Origin of the sequence: Pseudonocardia nematodicida (genome assembly GCF_040105385.1) — a bacterium.
GTDB lineage: Bacteria > Actinomycetota > Actinomycetes > Mycobacteriales > Pseudonocardiaceae > Pseudonocardia > Pseudonocardia nematodicida.
The window spans coordinates 383,564-398,489 of record NZ_JBEDNQ010000006.1; the positions used below are offsets into that span (position 1 = coordinate 383,564).

The following is a 14,926-nucleotide window of genomic DNA, read 5'->3' on the forward strand; positions in this document are numbered from 1 at the left end:
TCAGTTTCCCCCGGTCCGCCCGGCCCGCGGCCGGTAGATCTTGTAGACGGTCTCTCCGTCGACCACCTCGGGGCTCACCGCTACCGGGTCGCCGGGCCGGCGTGGACGGGCGTCCGGGCGCCGGTAGATCGACCGGTCGTCGACCTCGCCCGGATCGGTGCGGCCGGGGAACCCGGACCCGGTGTTCGGGCGTCCGGACGCGCCCACCGGGAGCTGCGCGCGCCGCGGCTCGGCGATCCGCGCGTTCCCGTCCGATCCCGGCGACAGCGGGGCGCGGCGGCGCCAGGTCCGCGCCCCGGGCCCGGCGACCGTCTCTGCCTCCGGGCGGGCCGCGTCACCGTCGCCGTCACCGGGTCCGCCGCCGCGCTGGGACCACCACCGGGTCTGCCGTTCCTCGCCCGGCACCGGGCCCCGCATCCGGTTCCACATCCGCGACATCGGCCCGTCGGCCACCCCCGGGACGACGCCGCCGAACTGCTCGCGGGTCAGCGACACCATCGACACCAGTCGCCGGAACGGCCGGGCCACCGCCCACAGCACCAGCGTGACGACGCCGGTCACCAGCAGCGCCAGCCACAGGTCGATCCCGGCGCCGGGGGAGAACAGCGAGACGACCAGCAGCGCGTGCAGCCCGGCGAGCGCACCGACCACCAGCGTGTTGACGACGGCGGCGCCCCCGATCCGCAGGATCGCGGGGATCACGTCCGGTTTGAGCAGGGCGACCACCGCGATCGCGGGCGCGCACACCACCATCAACCGGATGATCAGCATCGCGACCAGCACGAGCACCTTGGACAGCAGCTGGAACAACGCGATGCACGCGGCCTGGATCACCGCCAGGATCCCGGCACCGATCCGGCTGCCCGACTCGCCGGTGAAGTAGCTGTAGCGGTCACCCATCCGGTCGGCGATCGCGCCGTAGTCGGACTTCTTCGCCTCCGCCGTCTCGGTGGTGTCGAGGCCCTGGTCGATCTCGTCGATCGTGAACGCCTGCGCGCGCAGCAGATCCCGGCCCAGCTCCTGCGCCTGCGGGACGTCCGGCGCGCCGAACGTGCCGCGCAGCCAGTTCTGGTAAGCGACCTGGTCGACGAGCACCGTCGGCAGCGTGTCCCGGGTGCCCAGCCCGACCTGGCCGAGGAAGCCCTCCTGCATCTGGGTGACGCCGTCGAGCAGCAGGTCGTCGGCGGCCCGGGACCAGTCCACCGGGGCCAGGTAGGCCGCCGAGCCGATCATCAGCGCGAACACCGCGATGCCGGTGCGTTGCGCCTGCCGGGCCATGTCCCCGCTCATCGCCAGCAGCAGCACGATGATCGCGAACCCGAGCAGTCCCAGCCCCACCCAGGTGGTGAACACCGTCTCGTACATCGCGGCGGTCGCGGTGCTGATCACGGTGTCGAGCGGCTCGAAGAGCGCGCCGCCGTCGGCGATCAGGTAGTGCGCCCAGTTCACCCCGCCGACGGTCAGCTTGGCCAGGTTGAAGACCTGGTTGCCCAGCCAGGTGTCGGTGGTGACCGACGGGTTCAGCACCCCGGACGCGGCACAGCCCAGGTCGTAGTTGTGCCAGACCAGCCCGGCGTAGCCGACCTCCTCGTAGACCGAGCCGGCCTCGCCGTGCAGGGCGCTGGGGCGGTCCAGCGAGCCGACGAGCCCGGTGCCGGGACGGTCCGGCTCGGGCGGGTTCGTGCAGTCCAGCGGCTGCGCCATGGCGGGCGTGCCGAGCAGCAGGGTCCCGCCGAGCAGCGCCCCGGCCACCAGCAGCGCCCGGCGACGGGGGCGGGACGACGGGCGGGGGTCACGATCGCGGCGGGCGCGCCGGACGGCGACCAGCACCGCCGCCAGGACGATGCCGAGCACCACCCAGAGGCCGGCACCTCCGGACGGGTCCAGCTCCCCGGTCACCGCCCGTCCTCGCCGGTGCCGGTCGGGTGGTGCCCGTTGGACGACGGCGCAGCGGAGTCCGTTCCGGGGTGTCCCGCCTCCGCCGGGCCGTCGTGACCGGGGCGACGCCCATCAGGGAGCTGCTGCTCGCGGGGTTCGCGGTGGCCGTGGCCGCCCCCGACCGCGAGCCGGGCGGGCTGCGCCGGTCCGGCAACGGCGGCGCGCCCGTTCGCGCCGACCGGACCGCCGCCGTCGTCCGGCCAGTCCTCGTCCAGCTCGTCGAGCAGATCGAGGTGCTCGTCGTCGTGCAGGTCGGCGTCGTGCAGGTCGGCGTCGTGCAGGCCGGCGTCGCGGGCGTCGGCGGACACGACCTGCACCGCACCGGCACGGACCCCGCCGACGAGGACCGGGTCGGCGTCCCCGGGACCGATCCGGGTGTCGACGCCGACGTGGTCGAGCGGGCCGAGGTCGTCGCCGTCCAGATCCGGGACGCCGACCGGCAGCGCCTGGCGTCGCGCCGGCGGCAGCGGGGTGGGCTCGTCCGGCGCGGTGTACTCGGCGCCCGACGAGACCGCCGCCCGCGGCGCGACGCGGTGCGCGTCCGGGTTGGTGTCCAGCGCGTCGCGGATGTGCTCGAGGTGCGGTGCCTCCAGGTCGATCCGGATCTTCTCGACGCCGCCGTGCCCGTCGGCGAACACGAACTGGCGCGGGGTGTCATCGGGGCGGTCGTCGTGCCGTGGGCGCGGGGACAGCGTCCCGAGCATCTCCTCGTAGCCGACGTCGGTGGGCACCCGCAGCAGCCGCAGCGCCTCGGACTGGGCCTCCTCGTCGTCGGTCCGGCCGACGAACACCGCGTTGACCAGCGACGCGAACCCGGACACCCGCAGCAGGTCACCGGCCAGCTGGGAAGCGAACAGCGCCCGGACGTTGAACTTCCGGGAGTCGCGGGCCAGCCGGTCGATCAGCACCTTGCCGGTGGGGACCTGGGACAGGAAGTGCGTCTCGTCGAGCGCGACACCCTTGCGGGCGTTGCGGTCGGCGTCGTAGATGGTGCGCTGGGTCAGCCAGGACGCGAGGTTCAGCAGCTCGACGCCGAGCGACTCGTTGTCGGTCCACTCCTCGCGCGGGCTGCCCGGGCGCGGCAGCGACAGGCCCTGCATGGTCAGCACGGTGAGCCGGTAGTCGCGGTCGGCGTTCCACGGGTCCGAGCGGGACTCGTCCGGGAACAGCAACGCGGCCTGGGGCAGCTCGCGGCGCTCGTCGAGGAAGTCCGCGACGACGCCGGCGTGCGCCTCCCCGTCGGACGCGTGCCGGCGCAGCTCGTCGATCACCATGCCGGGGTGCCGGTCGGCGGCGCCGCCGACCTCGCGCACCGCGCGCAGCAGCACGATCCGGGTGTGCGGCTGGCGGGCGATCTCGTAGGGCAGCAGTCCGGACAGGACGTCGAGCACCAGCCGGCGACGGGTCGCGGCGGCCAGCGAGCGTTCCCGCCGCCAGGCCTTCTCCGGGTCCTCCTCGTCGGCGAAGTGGTCCGGGCGCGGCTCGGCGACGACCCGGTACGGGTTGAGGATGCCCGGGTCGGCGTGCAGCAGGTTGATGTGCCGGGAGAACGGCGCGAGCTCCGGTACCCGGGCGAGCTCGGCGAGCGGCCCGGACGGGTCGAGGACGGTCCAGCTCGCCCCGGCGCGCAGTGTCTTGTAGACGATCAGCCCGGTCAGGAACGACTTCCCGGACCCCAGCCCGCCGACGATCGCGGTCAGGCCGGACGCGCGTCGCACCTCCTGGGCCAGCCACGGGTCCCACGCCACCGGGCGGCGGGTCGCGGTGCACGTCTCGCCGAGCATGATCCCGCGCCGGTCGCCGACGCTGGCCGTCGCCGCGGGCACCCCGGCCGCGGCCCAGGTGACGCTGCCGCGGCGCCGGTAGGCCGTCGAGGCCAGCGGCTCGCCGGGGATGAACTCGCGGGCGTAGCGGTACTGGGCCTCGGGGTGTTCGATCTGCACCTTGGGCCGGTACAGGTCGACGACCTGCTGGGCGCGGGTGGTGGCCTCGGCCTCGTCCCGGCCGGACACCGCGATCCGCCACCAACCGTAGAGCCGGGTGTTGAGCTGGGTCAGCCCGGTGGTGACCTCGTCCTCGACCTCCAGCACCCGGTCGGCCTGGCGGGCCAGCGACATCGGCGGGTCGAGGTCGTGGTCGTGGGTGTAGTGCCGGATCTGGCTGCGCACCTTGCCCATCTGGCGCTGCAGCTCACCGGTGACGTCCTCGGGGCGGCGGATGTACATCCGCGCGGACCACTCGACCGGGAACGGCAGCCGGTCCGAGTGCTGCATCCACGGGTCGTCGATCTCCGGGATCCGCAGGCCCTCCATCAGCCCGACCGACAGCACGGCGACGTGCCGGGAGACGGCCTGCGACCGCATCCGGCCGACCACCCGGACGGTCGGGGCGTAGGGCTCCTGGTGCATGTCGACGCCCTCGGTGAAGGCGGCGAGGTCCTCCGGCTCCCAGCTGGTGACCCCGCGCGGGACCGAGGACAGCCCGCGCGGGGCGGGGAGCCCGAGCGCGACCGAGCGGTGCATCAGCCAGGCCATGTCCTCGGCGCCGGCCGGGACGGCGTCCAGCCCGGACCCGGCGACGAGGACGTCGAGGTGGTTGACCTCGGACTCCAGCGCGGCGAGCTCGGCCCGGACCGCCGACGGCGCGATCCGGTCCAGCACCGGTGCCGCCACCTCCACCCAGCGGTCGAGCATGCCCCGGCCGGAGACCTCGATGCCGAGGAAGACCTCCTTGTCGGCCATCGACAGGCCCATGAGGTGGCGCTGCTCGCCCTCCAGGAACCCGTCCCAGCCGAGCGCGCCGGGGACGTCGGGCATCCGGCCGAGCGCGTTCTGGTCGAAGGACTCGGCCCACATGTGCACCGGGTACGGCCGGGTGGTGACGCGCAGGTGCACCCACCGGCCCTGCAGCTCACCGAGCTGCGCGGCGATCTGGCGGATCAGCACCTCGCGCTGGTTGTCACTGCGGAAGCTCCAGGCCTGCGCGGCGAGCCGGTACCAGGCCATGACCTGGGTGCCGGTGCGCGTGAGGTGGCCGTCGATCGAGCGCAACGCGATCGACGGCGTGTAGCTCGACCCGCCCTCGCCGGCCCGGGCGCGCCCCCGCCGGCCCGCACGGCGGGGCGTCCGCTCAGGAGCGGCCACGGTGGCCGCTCCCGTGCCAGGGGTCCGGACGACGGGTGCGGGCCGGGTCGGTCACGCCCCGGCGGACGCGCCGGGCGCCGCCGCGGGCCCGCCGGAACCGGCTCCGCCTCGGCGCGCTGCCCGGCTCCGGGAGCGGCGGGACGACGCGCCGGGGCGCCTCCCGCGCCTCACCGTCACCCGGGGTGCCGTCGACGACCATCCCGCCGTTCCCCACGAACGGACCGTTCGTGGTGGCCGGATCCGGGGCCGGGGCCGTCGCGCCCCCGCGCGGCGTGCTCACGAACGGACCCTTCGTGGGAACCCGCTCCCCGAGCGGCCCGTTCGTGGCAGCGTCGACGGGCCCGGCGACCCGGGGTCCGGGTCGGACCGTCGGCGCGCCGCGGTCCGATCCCGACCAGGGACGGGAACGCTCGCCGCGCCCCGGCGCGCCGGGACGGTTGCGGGACGCCTGCACCCGGACGTGCCCGGCCCGCACCGAGCCGCGGGCGGGCTTCCGCCCGGGGCGCGGGCCGGTGACCTCGGCCCAGAACTGCCCGAGGACCTGCCCGAGCGGACGCTCGTAGTCGATCTTCTTGCCGAGCAGGCGGGTGAGCGCGACGGTGCCGACCAGCGCCCAGGCGACCGAGAAGAAGTCCAGCCCGATCCCGAGCCGCCGCTGCACCATCATGATCAGCATCATCACGAGGAGCCCGACGCCGTAGCTGACGTAGCGGGCCCGCCAGGGGAAGGTGGCGCGCGGCGGGCCGAGCCAGACCGCGTCGACGCGGTACACCTCGTCGTCGGTGCGAACGAGCACCGCTCAGCCCGTGGAGACGAGCAGGTTCGCCAGCGCCTGGCCGACGAGCGGACCGTTGCCGGTCACCGCGATACCCAGTGCGATCAGTCCCACCAGCAGCCCGATGCTGCGCCGGGCCACGCCGGCGTTGTCACCCCGGCCGCCGATCCAGAGCAGGATGACGGCGATCGCGAGCAGGATCAGCGGAACGATGTTGTTCGTGATCCAGGCCTGGAGGTTGACCGTCGTCAGCTCTTGGGCGAGCACCAGCTGGATCGCCTCGGACGAGGTCTTCACAGCTCCTCCTTGCGGACTCCGCGTCATCTCGGTCGCTCCCGCAGGCGAGTAGACCACGAGACGTGCGGGTGATAGTAGAGGTATGGCCCGTACGCCCGGTGTGAACGCCACGCCTTGCGTTCAGGTCGACACGGTCGGCCGAACGGGACTCCCCCTCACCCGGACGTGACACCCGCCTCACCCGGACCGGCACCGCTGCGCACGAGCGCGCGAGATGTCATGGTCAGCGGTGGCTACTGTTCGGTAACCATCGGTGACGCGACCCGGCCGGGAACCCCGCCGGGGGCGGTGGCGGATTACTGTTCGCCCGACCGCCGTCCGCGTCCCACCACAGCAGCGCGACGGCGACGTCGTCAGGAGGCACCGCGATGGAGAGGCCCGCCCCGTCCCGGGGACACGACGTGCCCTCGTCCGCAGCCCTCCCGGCCGGCCCCGACGCCTCCGCGCCCACCGGCGCCACGCGTCCCCGGCCGGCACCGCCTCGCACCGCACCACAGGAAGGCTCGTCCGCATGACCTGGGTCCAGTACCTGCTCGGCACCGTCACGGTGGTGTCGGCGATCGTGGCGGTGACGCTGGTCTGGCGCACCGTGGCCAGGATGGTGTCGATCATCCGGCTGGGCCAGCCCGACCCGACCCGCACCGGCCCGTTCGGGCCGCGGTTGGTGACCATGCTGAAAGAGACCCTGGGCCACACCAGGATGCTCAAGTGGACCAAGGTCGGGATCTTCCACTGGCTGGTCATGATCGGCTTCGGCGGGCTGTTCCTGGCCCTGGTCGAGGCCTTCGTGGAGGTCTGGAACCCGCGGTTCCACCTGCCGCTGATCGGCGAGTGGGGCGTCTACAGCCTGTTCGTCGAGATCCTGGGTGTCGGCACCGTCGTCGGCATCGGCGTGCTGATCGTGATCCGCCAGCTGAACAACCCGGCCCGTACCGGCCGCTCGTCGCGGTTCTACGGCTCGAACATGGGCCGGGCCTACTTCGTCGAGGCGATCGTGTTCCTCGAGGGGCTGGGCATCCTGGTCGTGCGCGGTGGCAAGTACGCGCTCGGCTCGTTCGACGTCCCGGCCTGGTCGGCGCCGGTGTCGATGGCGATCGGGTCGGTGCTGCCGGCCTCGGCGACGCTGGTGACGGTGTTCGCCGCGGTCAAGGTGCTGTCGGCGACGATCTGGCTGATCGTCATCGCGCTGACCCCGACGATGGGCGTGGCCTGGCACCGGTTCACCGCGTTCCCGAACATCTACTTCAAGCGCGACGACGACGGCCGCAAGGCACTCGGCGCGACCCGGCCGATGATGTCCGGCGGGAAGCCCCTCGATTTCGAGGAGGCCGACCCGGACACCGACGTCTTCGGCGCCGGCAAGGTCGAGGACTTCACCTGGAAGGGCCTGCTCGACTTCACCACCTGCACCGAGTGCGGGCGGTGCCAGTCGCAGTGCCCGGCGTGGAACACCGAGAAGCCGCTCTCGCCGAAGCTGCTGGTCACCGCGCTGCGCGACCACACCTACGCCAAGGCCCCCTACCTGCTGGCCGGCGGGTCGCGCGACATGGCCGGCGACGAGGTCGGCATCACCGGCGAGGGCGCCGAGGCCCGGCTCGCGACGATCCCGGTGGACGCACTCGCCGAGGCCGGCCGGCCGCTGATCGGCGGCGAGGACGTCCTGGGCGTCATCGACCCGGAGATCCTCTGGTCCTGCACCTCCTGCGGGGCGTGCGTGGAGCAGTGCCCGGTCGACATCGAGCACGTCGACCACATCATCGACATGCGCCGCCACCAGGTGCTGATCGAGTCTGAGTTCCCGACCGAGCTGAACTCGCTGTTCAAGAACCTGGAGAACAAGGGCAACCCCTGGGGCCAGAACGCCAAGGACCGTCTGGAGTGGACGAAGGGCCTGGACTTCGAGGTCCCGGTCTTCGACGGCGAGCTCTCCGCCGACACCGAGTACCTGTTCTGGGTCGGCTGCGCCGGGGCCTTCGACGACGGCCAGAAGAAGACCATCCGCGCCACCGCCGAGCTGCTGCACCGGGCCGGGGTCGGCTTCGTGGTGCTCGGCCCGGAGGAGACCTGCACCGGTGACCCGGCCCGCCGCGCGGGCAACGAGTTCGTGTTCCAGATGCTGGCCCAGCAGAACGTCGAGGTGCTCAACTCGGTGTTCGAGGGCCGCGAGCCGGGCACCCGCAAGATCGTCACGACCTGCCCGCACTGCCTCAACACCCTGGGCCGGGAGTACCCCCAGCTCGACGGGCACTACGAGGTCGTGCACCACACCCAGCTGCTGAACAAGCTGGTCCGGGAGAAGAAGCTCGTCCCGATCTCCGCACCGGCCGGCGAGGACGCCGGCCCGGTGACCTATCACGACCCCTGCTACCTCGGCCGGCACAACGAGGTCTACGAGGAGCCGCGCGCGCTGGTCGGCGCGGCCGGGGCGACGCTGTCGGAGATGCCCCGGCACGCCGACCGTTCCATGTGCTGCGGCGCCGGTGGCGCGCGCATGTGGATGGAGGAGCGGATCGGCACCCGGATCAACATCAACCGGGCCGAGGAGGCCGCGGAGACGCTGACCAAGGCCTCCGGGAACGGGACGGCGACCGGCACGCTGGCCGTCGGCTGCCCGTTCTGCCGGACGATGATGACCGACGGGGTGAACCAGGTCGTCGGCGAGAACGTGCAGGTCCAGGACGTCTCGCAGATGCTGCTGGCCGCGGTGCGCCGCGGTGACCCGGCACCGGAGCCGGCCCCGGCCGAGACGACCGCCGAGGCCGCGCCGACGACGGAGACCCCGGCCGTCGCGACGCCGGACGTCGAGGTCGCCGCGGAGCAGGCCGCCGAGAAGGCCGTGGAACAGGGCGTCGCCTCGTCGAACGGGGGCGCGGCGGAGGGTTCGGAGGGGACCTCGACCGACGGGACCGCGGAGCCGAACGGGGTGACCGGGTCGAACGCGGCCACCGGGTCCAACGGGGCCTCCGGGTCGCACGGCGCCGAGGCCGCCGAGGAGCAGGCGAAGCGCTCGGAGAACTGACTCCGGTTCCGACGGACGGCCGGGCTGCCTGCGGGTGGTCCGGCTGTTCGCGTTCCGGGGGGCGTGCGCTCCGACCACCGCCGCGCCCGGCCCTCGCCGCGTCGCTCAGCCCTGTCGCCGGCAGCCACCCCGCCGAATGGCACACGTGGTGTGCCGATGATCAGGGAACCTGCCCGGAGGATCGCCCTCAGCAGGGGGCGAAGGATCGCACCTGGAAGGTGGGGTTCGCGGCCTCGGTACGGGCCAGCACGATCCGGCCCAGCTCCGCACCGGCCGCAGCGCCCCAGGCGGTGCCGCAGCCGTCGACGGTGGTCGTCCCGCCGGGTGCGACGACCGGGTCGGGCTCACGGTCCGGGCTCGTCACCTCGGCACCGGCGGGCATCCGGGCGTGCAGGACGGCGACGGCGTCCTCGCAGGTCGCGGCGCCGGTGGCCGTCCGCAGCTGGTCGATCGCCCCGTCCTGGGCGAGCCGGCAGACCCGGGCCGGGTTCGGGCCGGCGACGCCCGTGTCGAGCGAGACCAGCGCGAGCTGGGGACGGTCGACGCCGAGTGCCGTCCGGAACTGTGCGCCGGCCTGGGCGTCCAGCTGGGCCTGCTGCTCGCGGATCTCGACCGACCGGAAGGTGTAGCCGGCCCCGGCGAGCACCAGCAGCGCCGTCCCGACGGCCAGCACCTTCCACCGCGGGAGCAGGAGCAGCCCGGCGACGACGACGCCCGCCGCCAGCGCCAGTCCCCACGCCCAGGGGTTGCGGGCCGTCCCGTGCACCAGCGCCCCGACCAGCACGAGACCCGCGACGTGCGGGGCCCAGCCGGCCAGCATCCGGTCGAGCCGCAGCAGGGCGAGCAGGACGAGGGTCCCGAACCCGAGCCCGACCGGGACCCACCAGCGGTCCGGGTCGTCGAGGAAGGGGAACAGCAGCAGCGCCGCGCCGACGATGCCCAGCGCCGTCGCGCCACGGACGGTGCGCGGACGCAGCTTCCGCCAGTGCTGCCACGGGTCGCGGTCACCCGGGCCGCGGTCACCAGGGGCGCGGTCGCCCGGGGCGCGGTCGCCCGGGGCGCGGTCGCCGGGATCATCGGAGCCCCCGCGGCCGACGTCGGCCCGCGGCCCGGAGTCCGCGTGTTCCTGGTCGGTCCGAGGAGCGGAGCCCGACCGACCGGCGTCGAGGCGACCGGGACCGGCCGGGCGGCCGGGGTCCCGGCGGACGGGAGCGGCCGGAGAGGCGGGGACGACCGCCGAGCCGGGATCGACCGGCGAACCGGGATCGACCGAGGAGCCGGAGCCGACGGAAGGTCCGGGCTCGTCGGCGGTGGGTGACCCCGCACCCTGCCGGCGGGCGGGGGCCGGACCGGCGCCATCGCGACCGCCGAACGGCCGCGCACCGCGGTCCGGACGGCCGGAACGGCGGCGCCCCGTCGCCCACGGGTCGGGCCCTGTCCCCGGTGCGCTGCGATCGGCGTCCATCGCGATCCAGACTAGTGCCGCGCCACCGGGACGAAAGCCCCGAGCGACCCGCGCCCCGACGCGATGATCGCCGGGATCACCCGGGGGACCGGCGGGTGTCGGTGCGGTGGAAGTTCCGGAACGCGCGGGACGGGGTCGGGCCGCGCTGGCCCTGGTACCGGGATCCGACGCCCTCGCTGCCGTAGGGGCGCTCGGCCGGGCTGGAGAGCCGGAACAGGCACAGCTGCCCGATCTTCATCCCCGGCCAGAGGGTGATCGGCAGGTTCGCCACGTTCGACAGTTCCAGGGTGATGTGCCCGGTGAACCCGGGGTCGATGAACCCGGCCGTGGAGTGGGTGAGCAGGCCGAGCCGGCCCAGCGAGCTCTTGCCCTCCAGCCGGCCGGCGAGATCGTCGGGCAGGCCCACCCGCTCGAACGTCGACCCCAGCACGAACTCGCCCGGGTGCAGCACGAACGACTCACCGTCCGGCGTCTCGACCGGCGTGGTCAGCTCGTCCTGCTGGCTGGACGGGTCGATGTGGGTGTACCGGGAGTTCTGGAACACGCGGAAATAGCGGTCCAGCCGGACGTCGATGCTGGACGGCTGGAGCATCTCGACGTCCCACGGGTCGAGTTCGAGCCGCCCGGACTCGATCTCCTTGCGCAGGTCGCCGTCGGAGAGCAACACCACGACACCCTAGCGAGGCGCGATCAGGCGTCGGTCGACTCCTCCGGGGACGCCGTGTCCGCGTCCTCTTCCGCCTGCTGCGGACCCGCGGTGTGCCGGCCGTGGTCCGGGCCGCCGGGCAGGTCGTCGGCCAGCTGCGGTGACTGGGTCAGGCCGAACATCCACGCGACGGCCTGCTCCGCGCGGGCGGCCTCGAACCCGTCCGACGGGGCGGGGCGGCGGCCGTGGTCACCGTCCAGTACCTGCGCGACGGCGTGGGCCGCGTCCCGCGCGGCGATGCTGCGGATCGAGTCACCGGGCTGCGGGACGTTCGGACCGTCGACGAGGACGGCGAGCGTGCCCAGGCCGGGCGCGTCGCCCACCAGCTCGTGGTCGTCGCTGACCAGGACGGTCGCCGCGGCGAGCATCGCCAGCTCGTCGGGCAGGCCCATCTCGGGCACGACGGTGACCCGCGGGTGGGCGCCCAGCGTCAGCGCGGGCTCCTCGATCGCCAGGGCGCCGGCGACCACGATCTCCATCCGCGGGTAGCGCTCCAGCAGGTCGGCCAGCCCGCCGAGCACCGGCAGCGACGACGGCCGCTCCAGGTCCACGAGCACCAGCCGCCGGTGCTCGTCCTGCACCCGCTCGAGGGCGTCCGCGCACCCGCGGTGCCGGGGGCCGGGCAGCGAGTTGATCGTGTCGCCGATGGTGAGCACGTTCGGGCCGAGCGGGCTGCCCAGGGCCGACCCGCTCGTCGTCAGGAACAGGGACGCGAGCTGGCCGATCACCCGGCGGTGCGCCTCCTGCGGGAACGGGCACAACAGGTCGTCGGTCCCCATGCCTGCCTGCATGTGCACGATCGGGATCCGCCGCCAGAACGCGACGGTTGCCGAGACCGCGGCCGCCAGGCCGCCGCCGTGCACGAGGATCGCTGACGGGTCCTGGTCGACCATCAACCGGTCGAGCCGGGTGAACAGCGCGGCGGCGACGTCGGCGACGCTCTCCCCGCCGTCGCCCGGGAGCAGGACGGTGATGTCGGCCGGTGTCCCGAGTGCCTCGAAGGTCTCGTGCACGCCCATCGGGTCGGGACCGGTCGCGACGGTGATCCCGGTGATCCGGTCCGACGCGGCGACCGCGGCGGCGACGGGCGCGAGGCGCGCGACCTCCGGACGACTGCCCGCGACCATGAGGATGTCGTGCTCATGGTCGGGCTCGGCGCCGTCCAGCAGAGGTTCGAACGCGCTCATCGCGAATCCTTCCGGCCGGCCGCGCGCCGACACGGGAAGAGTCTGCGGGAGGGTGGTGCCGGTAGTCGAGAGATCGGCGCCCGATGGTCGGATCCTGCGGCGACCGGGGGTTCGACGAATCGGACCGGCATGGTGCTAGGGTGATCGCACACGCTGCGGATGTAGTTCAATGGTAGAACATCAGCTTCCCAAGCTGAATACGCGGGTTCGATTCCCGTCATCCGCTCTCGAACGACGATGCCCAGGTCAGCGACCTGGGCCTTCGTCGTTTCCGGGAGCGCTCAGGCCGCCCCGCGGTAGGTGCCGAACGTCCAGTGGTTGCCCTCGGTGTCCCGCACCGAGAACGTGTGCGAGCCGTAGTCGGTGTCCTCGAGCTCCCGGGTCACGTCCGCGCCGGCCGCGCGGACCCGGGCGTGCACCTCGTCCACGTGATCGGTCACGACGTACACCGACCCGACGCCGGGGCGCATGTGCTCGTGACCGTTTCCGGAGTTCTTGGTGGACCCGAACATCACCCCGCCGCCCTCGGGCCAGCGGAGTTCCGCGTGGACGATGTCGCCGTCGTCGTCCGGCACGACGAGCGCCTCCCGGAAGCCGAACACGTCGACCAGGAACGTCCGCGCCGCGGGGGCGTCGTCGTAGCGCAGTGCGGGCCAGACGGTGGGTGGTGTCTCTGTCATGCGGCCCAGGGTCCTCCGGTCGCGCCCGCGCGTCGTGGAGAAATCGGAGCGATCAGGGCAGCACCTGGGTGCCGACGACCGAGAGCAGCTGCAGCTTCTCGTAGCTCTCGCTGCCCGGCGTGGCGGTGTAGACGAGCAGGCTGTGCGACTGCTCGGGGTCGTGCAGCGTCTGGCAGTGCAGGTCGAGCGCGCCGACCTCGGGATGCACGAACCGTTTGCCCGCACGGGGCCGGATGCCCACCTCGTGGGAGTTCCACAGGGTCGTGAACTCCTCACTCCGGGCGAGGAGCAGCTCGGCGAAGTGCGCCGCGCGGGACCCGGGGCCGCGCACCGTGGCGATCTCCCGCAACCCGGAGGCGAACATCCGGGACAGGAACGCGTGATCCTCGGGCGCGTACCGCTCCCGGGCCCCGGGGTCGGTGAACCAGCGGTAGCCGATGCTGCGCGCCGGGCCGGTGTACCGGCTGAGGTCGCCGGTCAGCGCGACGCCGAGCGGGGTCTGGCGCAGCGTCTCCCCCAGCTCGGTGATGATCTCGGCGGGTGTGTCCTGGAGCCGGTCGAGGATGCGCAGCAGACCAGGGCCGACGTGGTCGCCGGCCGTGCCGCGGGCGGGCGGGTGGTGCCCGGCGAGCCGGAACAGGTGGTCACGCTCGTCGAGCGAGAGGTGCAGGCCCTGCGCCATCGACGCGATCATCTGCTCGGACGGCTGTGGGCCGCGCTCCCGCTCGAGCCGCGCGTAGTAGTCGGTCGACATGTGGCACAGCGCGGCGGTCTCCTCCCGCCGCAGCCCGGTGGTGCGGCGGCGCGGGCCACGGGGGAGGCCGACGTCCTCGGGCTGCACCGTCTCCCGTCGGCGGCGCAGGAACGCCGCCAGTCCCGCCCGATCGATCGTCACCCGTCTCGTTCTACCGCTCCCGCACCCGCGCAACCACGGACCGTCGATCCGCCCCTGGGCCGATCAGTAGAGCCGCTGGGCGTAGGACGGCCCGTAGTACTCCTCGATCTCGGCCAGCGGGGTGTCCGGACGGGACAGTTCCTTCGCGAGCGCCGCCACCGACGGCAGTCGGTCCTTCGCGGGCCAGGAGTCCGTCTGCCACAGCTCGGAGCGCAGGAACGCCTTCGGGCAGTGGAAGAACACCTGGTCGACGGTGACCTCGCAGGCCAGCAGCGGGCGGCGGCCCTTCACCGCGAGCTCGTCGAACCAGGGGGCGTCACGGACCAGCCGGGCGCGGCCGTTGATCCGCAATGTGTCGGTGCGGCCGGGGACCAGGAAGATCAGACCGACGTGCGGGTTCTCCAGGACGTTGCGCCAGCCGTCGACCCGGCCGTTCCCGGGCCGTTCCGGGATCGCGAGCGTGTGGTCGTCGACGACGTGGGCGAAGCCGGCCGGGTCGCCCTTCGGTGAGACGTCGCAGGTGCCGTCGGCGCCGGCGGTGGCGAGCAGGCAGAACCGCGAGACGGCCAGCCACTCCCGGTGCACCCCGAGCAGGCGGTCGCGTTCCTTCGCGAGCGACGGGCCGGACGCCTCGCCGGTGATCTCCTGGAGCTCGGCGAGGGTGCGGATCTCGGTGCGGGTGCCTTCCGGAGCGGCGGTCATGGGTTCCACGGTAGGCAGGGATCCCCCGGTCCGTCGCGACCCTTTCGTCCGGCGATCACGGTCTCGGGGCGGGTACCGGCCGGGGGGGGCGGCTCCGCCCCGGCTCGGGGCTCAGATCG

The 14,926-nt window shown here is 73.6% G+C and carries 11 protein-coding genes and 1 tRNA gene; 2 read left to right on the top strand and 10 right to left on the bottom strand.

Going from position 1 to position 14,926, the window contains the following annotated elements; all coding sequences use genetic code 11:
• From WIS52_RS17180 to WIS52_RS17195, 4 genes are read right to left on the bottom strand one after another with little or no spacing between them, the layout of a single operon-like run.
• Positions 1 to 1,899, bottom strand: a complete 1,899-nt coding sequence (locus WIS52_RS17180) for a hypothetical protein (RefSeq protein WP_349299270.1) — start codon at positions 1,897 to 1,899, stop codon at positions 1 to 3.
• On the bottom strand, positions 1,896 to 5,081 hold the full coding sequence (locus tag WIS52_RS17185; RefSeq protein ID WP_459077135.1) for an ATP-binding protein: 3,186 nt from the start codon (positions 5,079 to 5,081) through the stop codon (positions 1,896 to 1,898). Before WIS52_RS17185 ends, WIS52_RS17180 begins: the two co-directional genes overlap by 4 nt.
• Positions 5,068 to 5,877, bottom strand: a complete 810-nt coding sequence (locus WIS52_RS31710; protein ID WP_379611244.1) for a hypothetical protein — start codon at positions 5,875 to 5,877, stop codon at positions 5,068 to 5,070. The genes WIS52_RS17185 and WIS52_RS31710 overlap by 14 nt, the downstream gene beginning before the upstream one ends.
• A gap of 3 nt (positions 5,878 to 5,880) precedes the next feature.
• The gene (locus WIS52_RS17195; RefSeq protein WP_349299271.1) at positions 5,881 to 6,153 is read right to left on the bottom strand and encodes a hypothetical protein; all 273 of its coding nucleotides are present in this window, start codon (positions 6,151 to 6,153) and stop codon (positions 5,881 to 5,883) included.
• Positions 6,154 to 6,664: 511 nt separating this feature from the next.
• On the opposite strand from WIS52_RS17195, the gene WIS52_RS17200 reads away from it, so the two are divergent.
• Positions 6,665 to 9,172, top strand: coding sequence for a (Fe-S)-binding protein (locus tag WIS52_RS17200; protein WP_349299272.1), 2,508 nt, complete (start codon positions 6,665 to 6,667; stop codon positions 9,170 to 9,172).
• A gap of 187 nt (positions 9,173 to 9,359) precedes the next feature.
• On the opposite strand, the gene WIS52_RS17205 is transcribed toward WIS52_RS17200, so the two are convergent.
• From WIS52_RS17205 to WIS52_RS17215, 3 genes are all read right to left on the bottom strand, one after another.
• On the bottom strand, positions 9,360 to 10,637 hold the full coding sequence (locus tag WIS52_RS17205) for a hypothetical protein (protein ID WP_349299273.1): 1,278 nt from the start codon (positions 10,635 to 10,637) through the stop codon (positions 9,360 to 9,362).
• 76 nt (positions 10,638 to 10,713) lie between these two features.
• Positions 10,714 to 11,304: a dCTP deaminase gene (gene dcd / locus WIS52_RS17210; RefSeq protein WP_349299274.1), complete on the bottom strand. Its 591-nt coding sequence runs from the start codon at positions 11,302 to 11,304 to the stop codon at positions 10,714 to 10,716.
• A 23-nt stretch (positions 11,305 to 11,327) separates the two neighbouring features.
• Complete coding sequence (locus WIS52_RS17215) at positions 11,328 to 12,530, bottom strand: UDP-N-acetylglucosamine 2-epimerase (RefSeq protein ID WP_349299275.1); 1,203 nt, start codon at positions 12,528 to 12,530, stop codon at positions 11,328 to 11,330.
• A 155-nt stretch (positions 12,531 to 12,685) separates the two neighbouring features.
• Between WIS52_RS17215 and WIS52_RS17220 the strand changes: the two genes are divergently transcribed.
• Positions 12,686 to 12,756 (top strand) — tRNA-Gly (locus WIS52_RS17220).
• A 55-nt stretch (positions 12,757 to 12,811) separates the two neighbouring features.
• Here the strand turns inward: WIS52_RS17220 and WIS52_RS17225 are convergent.
• The 3 genes from WIS52_RS17225 to WIS52_RS17235 all read right to left on the bottom strand — a co-directional run bounded on the left by WIS52_RS17225 (position 12,812) and on the right by WIS52_RS17235 (position 14,807).
• Complete coding sequence (locus WIS52_RS17225) at positions 12,812 to 13,210, bottom strand: VOC family protein (RefSeq protein ID WP_349299276.1); 399 nt, start codon at positions 13,208 to 13,210, stop codon at positions 12,812 to 12,814.
• A gap of 52 nt (positions 13,211 to 13,262) precedes the next feature.
• Positions 13,263 to 14,105 carry a helix-turn-helix transcriptional regulator gene (locus WIS52_RS17230; RefSeq protein WP_417715015.1) on the bottom strand — a complete coding sequence of 281 codons (843 nt, stop codon included), beginning with the start codon at positions 14,103 to 14,105 and terminating at the stop codon, positions 13,263 to 13,265.
• A gap of 63 nt (positions 14,106 to 14,168) precedes the next feature.
• Positions 14,169 to 14,807, bottom strand: a complete 639-nt coding sequence (locus WIS52_RS17235) for a pyridoxamine 5'-phosphate oxidase family protein (RefSeq protein ID WP_349299277.1) — start codon at positions 14,805 to 14,807, stop codon at positions 14,169 to 14,171.
• Between the last annotated feature and the right edge of the window lie 119 nt (positions 14,808 to 14,926).

Coding starts and splice junctions, on each gene's coding strand:
- WIS52_RS17205 (WP_349299273.1), bottom strand. CDS start 10,637: ATGGACGCCGATCGCAGCGCACCGGGGACAGGGCCCGACCCGTGGGCG.
- WIS52_RS17200 (WP_349299272.1), top strand. CDS start 6,665: ATGACCTGGGTCCAGTACCTGCTCGGCACCGTCACGGTGGTGTCGGCG.
- WIS52_RS17225 (WP_349299276.1), bottom strand. CDS start 13,210: ATGACAGAGACACCACCCACCGTCTGGCCCGCACTGCGCTACGACGAC.
- WIS52_RS17215 (WP_349299275.1), bottom strand. CDS start 12,530: ATGAGCGCGTTCGAACCTCTGCTGGACGGCGCCGAGCCCGACCATGAG.
- WIS52_RS17235 (WP_349299277.1), bottom strand. CDS start 14,807: ATGACCGCCGCTCCGGAAGGCACCCGCACCGAGATCCGCACCCTCGCC.